6 protein-coding genes and 1 pseudogene are annotated in these 7708 nt (G+C 72.4%); all 7 read right to left on the bottom strand.

Features of this window, described 5'->3' with window-relative positions; translation table 11 throughout:
* Positions 1 to 392: 392 nt before the first annotated feature.
* Complete coding sequence (gene htpG / locus UG55_RS06460; RefSeq protein WP_066064113.1) at positions 393 to 2354, bottom strand: molecular chaperone HtpG; 1962 nt, start codon at positions 2352 to 2354, stop codon at positions 393 to 395.
* 160 nt (positions 2355 to 2514) lie between these two features.
* Complete coding sequence (locus UG55_RS06455) at positions 2515 to 3228, bottom strand: TetR/AcrR family transcriptional regulator (protein WP_199865054.1); 714 nt, start codon at positions 3226 to 3228, stop codon at positions 2515 to 2517.
* 47 nt (positions 3229 to 3275) lie between these two features.
* Entirely contained in the window at positions 3276 to 4343 is a 1068-nt protein-coding gene (locus UG55_RS06450; protein WP_066064108.1) for a dipeptide/oligopeptide/nickel ABC transporter ATP-binding protein, read from the bottom strand.
* Between the two features lie 248 nt (positions 4344 to 4591).
* Positions 4592 to 5359, bottom strand: coding sequence for an SDR family NAD(P)-dependent oxidoreductase (locus tag UG55_RS06445; RefSeq protein ID WP_066064103.1), 768 nt, complete (start codon positions 5357 to 5359; stop codon positions 4592 to 4594).
* Positions 5356 to 5549: pseudogene (locus UG55_RS46730) on the bottom strand (phosphotransferase family protein); the annotation flags it as partial. The pseudogene UG55_RS46730 and the gene UG55_RS06445, both read right to left, overlap by 4 nt.
* A 71-nt stretch (positions 5550 to 5620) precedes the next feature.
* The coding region (locus tag UG55_RS46725; protein WP_242423808.1) for a phosphotransferase family protein at positions 5621 to 6387 on the bottom strand (767 nt) is incomplete at its 3' end.
* Positions 6384 to 7634: an acyl-CoA dehydrogenase family protein gene (locus tag UG55_RS06435; protein ID WP_066064099.1), complete on the bottom strand. Its 1251-nt coding sequence runs from the start codon at positions 7632 to 7634 to the stop codon at positions 6384 to 6386. The genes UG55_RS06435 and UG55_RS46725, both read right to left, overlap by 4 nt.
* Positions 7635 to 7708: the final 74 nt, after the last annotated feature.

Raw genomic sequence — 7708 nt, 5'->3', positions numbered from 1 at the left:
GGCCCCGAAACCACCCTCACCCACCCCCGCGCCACCCGTCCGCGAATGTTCGCCGACAGCGACTGAAGACCTCGTCGTGTCTCCACTCCCCCCGGGGTTGCGCCCCCACCACCACCGGGGTTGTCAACACCTGCACCGAAGAGACACCACGAGGTCTTCAGTCGCCACAACGACACANCCGCGCCGCCACCCGAAACGCTGACCGCCACCGTCAGATCACCGGACGCACCCACCCATCCCCCGCCTACGCGGGTGCCAACCGCCCCCGCGTACGCAAGCACCGCCCGCCCCCGCCCGCCCGGCGCGAGATCATGATCTACGCGATTTTCGTCCGACCCAGATCCACGAGAAGCTGCGCAGCCCAACCGGACGGGCCAGGGCCAGGGCCAGGGTCAGAGGGTGGTGGTCAGCCGGTCGGCGAGCAGCCTGGCGAACCGGGACGGGTCCCGCAGCTCGCCGCCCTCGGCGAGCACCGCCATCCCGTGCAGCAGCTCCGCCGCCCCGGCGAGGGTGGAGGCAGTGGCGTCCTTCTCGTGCGCGGCCCGCAGGCCGGTGACCAGCGGATGGGTCGGGTTGAGCTCCAGAATGCGCTTCTGGCGCGGCACTTGCTGGCCGCTCGCGCGGTACATCCGCTCCAGCGCCGGCGTCATGTCGTGCGTGTCGCCGACGATGCAGGCGGGTGAGGACGTGAGCCGGCTGGAGAGGCGCACCTCTCGGACGTCGTCGCGCAGCGCCTCGCCGAGCCAGGCGAGCAGCGCGCCGAACTCCTCCTCGCGCTGCTGCCGCCCGGTGTCGGAGTCCTTCTCCGCGTCGTCCTGCCCGCCCAGGTCGACCTGGCCCTTGGCGATGGAGCGCAGCGGTCGGCCGTCGTAACGGGCCACCCGCTCGACCCAGACCTCGTCGACCGGGTCGGTGAGGATCAGCACCTCGTAGCCCCGGTCCCTGAATGCCTCCATGTGCGGCGAGTTCTCGACCAGCGCCCGCGACTCGCCGGTCATGTAGTAGATGTCGGTCTGGCCGTCCTTCATGCGGTCGGCGTACTGGCGCAGGGTCGTCAGCTCGTCGGGGTCGTGGGTGGAGGCGAGGGAGACGACATCCAGCAGTGTCTCCTGGTTGTCGACGTCGTCGATCAGCCCTTCCTTCACCACCGGGCCGAACTCCTTCCAGAAGGCCCGGTAACGCTCGGCGTCGTTCTCCTGGAGGCCACGCAGCGTGGTGAGCACCTTCTTGACCAGGCGGCGGCGCACCAGCTGGATCTGGCGGTCCTGCTGGAGGATCTCCCGCGAGATGTTCAGGGAGAGGTCGTGCGCGTCCACGACACCCTTGACAAAGCGCAGGTAGTTCGGCATCAGCGCCTTGCAGTCGTCCATGATGAACACACGCCGGACATAGAGCTGAATGCCCTGCTGGCCACCCTGGGCGAATAGGTCGAACGGCGCGCGGGCCGGCAGGAAGAGCAGGGCCTCGTACTCGAAGGTCCCCTCTCCCTTCATGTGGATGATCTCCAGTGGGTCGGTCCAGTCATGGCTGATGTGCCGGTAGAGCTCGTGGTACTCGGACTGGTCGACCTCGCCGCGCGGCCGGGCCCAGAGCGCCTTCATCGAGTTGAGCGTCTGGATCTCGGTGGTCTTCGCACCGTCGGCCTGGCCCTCGCCGTCGCCGGCACCGGCGACACCGGCGGCGGTGCCGGCGCCCGTGCGCTCGACGGCCATCCTGATCGGCCAGGCGATGAAGTCGGAGTAGCGCTTCACGATCTCGCGGATCCGGCGCTCGTCCGTGTAGTCGAAGAGGTGGTTCTCGCTGTCCTCCGGCTTGAGGTGCACGGTGACGGCGGTGCCCTGCGGCGCGTCGTCGAGGGCTTCGATGACGTAGGTGCCCGCGCCGGCCGACTCCCAGCGGGTCCCGCCGCTCTCGCCGGCCCGACGGGTGGTCAGCGTGACGGTGTCGGCCACCATGAAGGTGGCGTAGAAACCGACCCCGAACTGCCCGATGAGATCGGGCGCCGCCGCGTCCGCCGACTCCCGCAGCCTGCCCAGCAGCTCCGCCGTGCCGGACTTGGCGATCGTGCCGATGAGGTTCACGACCTCGTCCCGGGACATCCCGATGCCGTTGTCCCGCACGGTCAGCGTGCGCTGTTCCCGATCGACCTCGATGGCAATATGCAGGTCAGTGGTGTCGATCCGGCGGTCGGAGTCGACCAGCGACTCGAGGCGGGCCTTGTCCAGAGCGTCGGAGGCGTTGGAAATCAGTTCCCGGAGAAAGACGTCCTTGTCGGAGTAGATCGAGTGAATCATCAGCTCCAGAAGCTGGCGGGCCTCCGCCTGGAACTCCAATGTCTCGACCTTGTTGCTCACGAAAACTCCTCCATACGAGCGCACCGACCCGGGGGCGCGGCGTGAAGGCGCCACCGGGCGATTACCAGCCGCGTCGCGACGGCCCCGACCCGAAGTGGTTGGCCGTCACCGGACACGTTCCGAAATCATAGGCTTGTCCGCCGCCGCGCCGGTCAGGACGTCACCCGTCGACCCGCCCGTCGAGCCCGGTGCCGCGGGCGAGGAGATGCTCCAGACCGGCCACGAGGAACTCCAGCTCGACCTCGAACGGCTCCTGCACGCCGTTGGTGAGGATCCGGCGCAGGTGGGGCAGCTGGTCGGGGGGGAGGCCGGCCAGGACGCTGCGGACCTCGCTGAGCGTCGGGTGGCGCCGGTAGCGCTTGGCGAGCAGGAGATCCTTGGCGTTGGTGAACACCACCCGGGTGATGAGGTTGAGGGCGATCCCGGCGCTGGTCTCGTCGAAGCCGGCGTCGAACAGCCTGGCGACGAGTGCGTCCGCCGGCACCAGGACGCCGACGCCCGGGAGCCGGGTGATCAGCAGCGACAGCGAGGCCTCGTGCAGCAGCACCTGGCGCACCCCGCGGGCGTAGACCCGGACGGCCTCCCGCCAGTCATCCTCGGGAAGGGCCAGGTGTTCCAGCTCGGCTGCCAGGGTCTGCGCGGTGACGAGCTCCAGCAGTTCCTCACGGCTGGACACGTGGTAGCTGACAGCCTTGCGGTCGACGCCGAGCCGGTCGGCGACAGCCTGGATGGTGACGCCGTCGGGGTCGAGGGCGGCGGCTGCCTCCACGACCATCTGCCGGTTGATGCGGGCCGGCCGGCCGGGCCGGCGGCGGGGGCTGGTGGGCACGACGGTCCCGGTGACATCCCGCGGCCCGCTGCTGGCAGTCTCCACCTCGACGTTTCTACCGGTTGCCGGCCCGGCCAGCTCGCCGCCCGAGGTCACTGCCTCCGCCGGCGGCGGTGGTCACGCGGCCGGCCCCCCCGGGCCGGCCTGGCCCGGGCGGTGCTCGACCGCGGGAGCCGGCCGCCGCGGAAGCCCGCCGGCACATCACCGGGGCGGTGCCGCGGCCCCCGGGGGAGCCCGCCGGCGTCGCCGCGACCGCAGCCGCACCGCGCCTGGCGCTGCGTCCGGCCGACCGGCCGCCGGAACATCCGCTGCCGGTGTGGGTCATGCCAGATCGGACCGACCGGGTCGGCGGCGGCCGGGTCGGCGGCGGCCGGGTTCGCGGCTGTCCGGTTCGGAGCGGGCGCCACCGCGGGCGCCCGCCGTGCGTAGGCGAGCGGCGGGACCGCGGTCTCCCGGTAACCCGTGCCGCGCTCGGCGATCGCACCGCGGTCCATGACGGCGACGTGGTGCGAGATCTGGCGGACCAGGGCGAGGTCGTCGGAGATGAACACGTAGGCGGTGCCGGTGGTCTCCTGCAGGGTGATGAGCAGCTCCAGGAACTCCGATCGCGCGGTCGGGGCGAGTGCGGAGACGGGGTCGTCGCAGATGACCAGCTCGGGGGAGAGGGTGAGCGCGCGGGCGAACGCGACCCGCCGGCGCTGGTCGTCGGAGAGCTCACCGGGTAACCGGGCGCCAGCTCCCGCCGGCAGGCCGACCTGGTTCAGCAGCTCCCGGACCCGCCGGGCGGCGGCGCCGGCCGGGACGCGCTCGGCCCGTAACGGCTCGGCGAGGGATGCCTCGACCGTGAGCAACGGATTGAGCGAGCTGTACGGGTCCCGGGAGACGGCCTGGATCTTCTCGTCCAGCCGGCGGCGCCGGCCCTGGGAAAGCCGGGCGATGTCCTGCCCCTTGAAGCGGATGGCGCCGGACGCGACCGGCGCGAGTCCCAGCACCGCGTCGCTCAGCGTGGCGGTACCGGATCCGCGACCGCCCACGACTCCCAGGCACTCGCCGGCCCGGACATCGAGCGAGACCCCCCGCAGCGCCGCCACCGGACGCCCCCGCGGGTCCCCGGCCGGATACTCGACGATGAGGTCCTCGACATCGAGCAGTGCGCTCATTCTTCGGCCTCTCAAGCACGGGGATGTCGACCGGCGGTATCGTCGGCTGCCCAGCAACCGTTTTTCCCTACCGGGAAAAACTAGGGCACCCGCGGTGACAGGTCAACCCGTCGGCTACCCGCGTGCCCGTGCCCGTGCCCTGCCCTGCCCCGCGCCGCCCCGCCCGTCCCGGGGCCCGAGACCCCGCGCCCGAAACCCGCGCCCGCGCCGGTGGCCGATCCCGAAGCCGGCCCCGTGCGGGAGCGGCGTCAGTGCCCGGACATCCCGCCGTCGACGGCGAGCGTCGCGCCGGTGATGTAGGAGGCTCCCGGCCCGGCCAGGAACACCACCGCCGCGTCCAGCTCGCGCTGCTCACCGAGGCGGCCCAGGGGAGTGGTGTCCGCGATGAACGCCATCAGCTTCTCCCGTGGGATCTCGTCCGTCATCTCGCTGGCGAAGTAGCCCGGGGCCACGGCGTTGACCCGGATCCCGCGGCGCCCGGACCACTGCTGGGACAGGTCGCGGGTGAGCCCGATCAGCCCCGCCTTGCTCGCCGAGTAGGCGGCCTGTGGAGCGAACGACTTGACCAGGGCCAGCGCGCTCGAGACGTTGACGATGCTCGACCCGGGCTCCATGACCCGGGCGCACGCCTGCGCCGCCCAGTAGGCGCCGCTCAGATTGATGTCGAGGACGCGGCGGAACTCCTCCGGTCGTTCCCGCAGGGCCGGCACCGCGGTACCGAGCCCGGCATTGTTGACCAGGATGTCGATCCGGCCGAACTCGGCGACGGCCGCCTGCGCCATCGCCTCGCACTGCTCGGGGTCGCTCACGTCGGTGGCGACGGCGAGCGCGCGCCGGCCGGTGTGTCGTACCGCGGCCGCCACCTCGGCCAGGCGGTCGGTGCGGCGGGCGGCGAGTACGACGTCCGCGCCGGCCTGGCCCAGCGCCAGGGCGAACCCCGCGCCCAGGCCCGAGCTCGCCCCGGTGACCACGGCCACCCGGCCATCCAGCCGGAACAGGTCAAGAACGGTGGTCAACGTGTCTCCAGATCTCCACTCAGCGCCCGCAGGCCGGCGGCGGCGAGCGGGGCCGTCGCCTCACCGGCGCCCTCGAAGCCGTCGCCGCGGGTCACACCCTGCAGGAACCGTGCGTGGATGCCCTCGGCGATCACCGCGACCTTGAAGTAGCCGAGCGCGAGGTAGAACGGGAAGTCGCCCACGTCGCGCCNGGTGGCGGTGGCGTAGCGGCCGACCAGCTCGCCGGCACCCGGCAGGCGGGGGCTCGTCGACGCGGCCGANCCGGCCAGTACGGAGGAGAACGCCGGGTCGGAATAGACGATGTGCACGCCCAGGTCCGCAAGTGGGTCACCCAGCGTGGCCATCTCCCAGTCGATGACGGCCCGCACCGTCGCCGGGTCGTCCGGCGCCAGGATGACGTTGTCGATGCGGAAGTCGCCGTGCACGATCGACGCGCCGCCCTCGGCCGGCTGCGCGCGGGCGAGCCCGGCGTGCAGGGCGTCTATGTCGGGCAGCTCGCGGGTGGCGACCCGCTGCCACTGGTCGTACCACCGCCGGATCTGGCGGCCCACATAACCCTGCGGGCGGCCGAACGAGCCCAGCCCGACGCCGTCCGGCGCGACGGCGTGCAGCCGGGCCAGGACGTCCACCAGGGCGAACGCGCAGCGCTCGATGTCGGCCCGCGGCAGCGCGTGCAGCTCCTCCACGGTACGGATCACCGGGCCGGCGACGTGCTCGACCACGGAGAAGGGCACCCCCAGCAGGTCGCCGTCGCTGTGGGCGACCGCGCGGGGCACCGGCACGCCGCTGCCCGCCAGTGCGGAGACCACGGTGTGCTCGCGCAGCACGTCATGCGCCGACGGGGTGAGCCCGCCAAGCGGTGGACGACGCAGCACCCAGCGCGTCCGTCCGTCGGTGAGCAGGTAGGTGAGGTTCGAACGGCCCCCGGACAGCAGTGTCGCGGCCAGCCCGCCCTGGAAGCCCGGCACCTGGGCGGCGAAGAAGCGTTCCAGTGCGGGCAGGTCCAGCCCTTCGACGGCGGTGGTCATCGGGCCGGAGTCGCGGGAGCGGGGGCGGGGGCGGTGGTCGTGGTGGGGGCAGCGGTGGTGGTGGCGGCGCCGGAGGCCTGCCGGAGCACTCTTTTCGCGATCGCCCAGCGATGCGTCTCCGACGGGCCGTCATAGATCCGGAAGGGGCGCACCTCGCGCAGGAACCGGCTCAGCGGAATGTCCCCGGAAACCCCGAGCGAGCCGCAGATCTGGAGCGAGCGGTCGACCACCCGCCACACCGCCTCGGCGCAGAACGTCTTGGCCACCGCGGTGGACTGCGCGCCCGACCGGCCGGCGTCGAGCTCCCAGCAGGCCTGCAGGATGAGGCCGCGGGAGGCGGCGATGTCGATCTCGTTGTCGGCGATCATCTGCTGGACCATCCCCAGCTCGCCGAGGCGGGAGCCGAACAGCTCGCGCTCGGCGGCGCGCCGGACGGCGATGTCCTGGGCATGCCGCGCGATGCCGAGCCAGCGCATGCAGTGCGTCATCCGGGCTGGCCCGAGTCGTACCTGGGCGTAGCGGAAGCCCTCGTCGACCCCGCCGAGGACGGCGTCGTCGGGCACCTCGCAGTTGTCGAAGAGCAGCTCGATGTGCCCACCGAACAGGCTCTCGTCGAGGGTCTCGATGTGGCGCACCGTCTTCAGGCCCGGGTTGTCCGCGTCCACCAGGAACATGGTCGCGCCCCCGGCGTCACCGGCGTGGCCCGAGGTGCGGGCCATGCAGATCGCGAAACCGGCGCCGTCCGCCCCGGTGATGAACCACTTGTGCCCGTTGATGCGCCAGCCGCCGTCGATCCGTTCCGCGCGGGTGCTCAGCGCGCGGGGGTCGGAGCCGGCACCGGGGGCCGGCTCGGTCATCGCGAAGCAGGACCGGATCTCGCCGGCCGCGAGCGGGCGCAGGTAACGCTCCTTCTGTTCCTCGGTCGCCACCGCCTCCAGCAGGTGCATGTTGCCCTCGTCGGGGGCGGCGATGTTCAGCGCCAGCGGGCCCAGCAGGCAGTAGCCGGCCTCCTCGAACACGGCCGCGCGGCCCCGCATGTCCAGCCCGTGGCCGCCGTACTCGGCGCTGACGTGCGGGGCGAACAGGCCCGCGGCGCGCGCCGCGTCCTGCAGCTCGCGGCGCACCGCCTCGGTGGGGGCGGCGCCGCGGAGCCGCTCCTCGACCGGGAGCACCACCTCGCGGGTGAAGGCCCCGGCCCGCCGGGCCAGATCGGCGACGGCCGGCGAGTGGGCAAGATCAACAGCCATCGGTCCTCCTGGTGCGGGGCCGCGGCCTGTCGGCCAGCCGGCCGCCCGCGCGGCGCCTGTCTGAGCTAACGGTT

Origin of the sequence: Frankia sp. EI5c, from assembly GCF_001636565.1 — a bacterium.
Taxonomy (GTDB): Bacteria; Actinomycetota; Actinomycetes; order Frankiales; family Frankiaceae; genus Parafrankia.
Note: the sequence above shows the minus strand (reverse complement) of the source record. Positions and strands in the feature narration are given on the sequence as shown.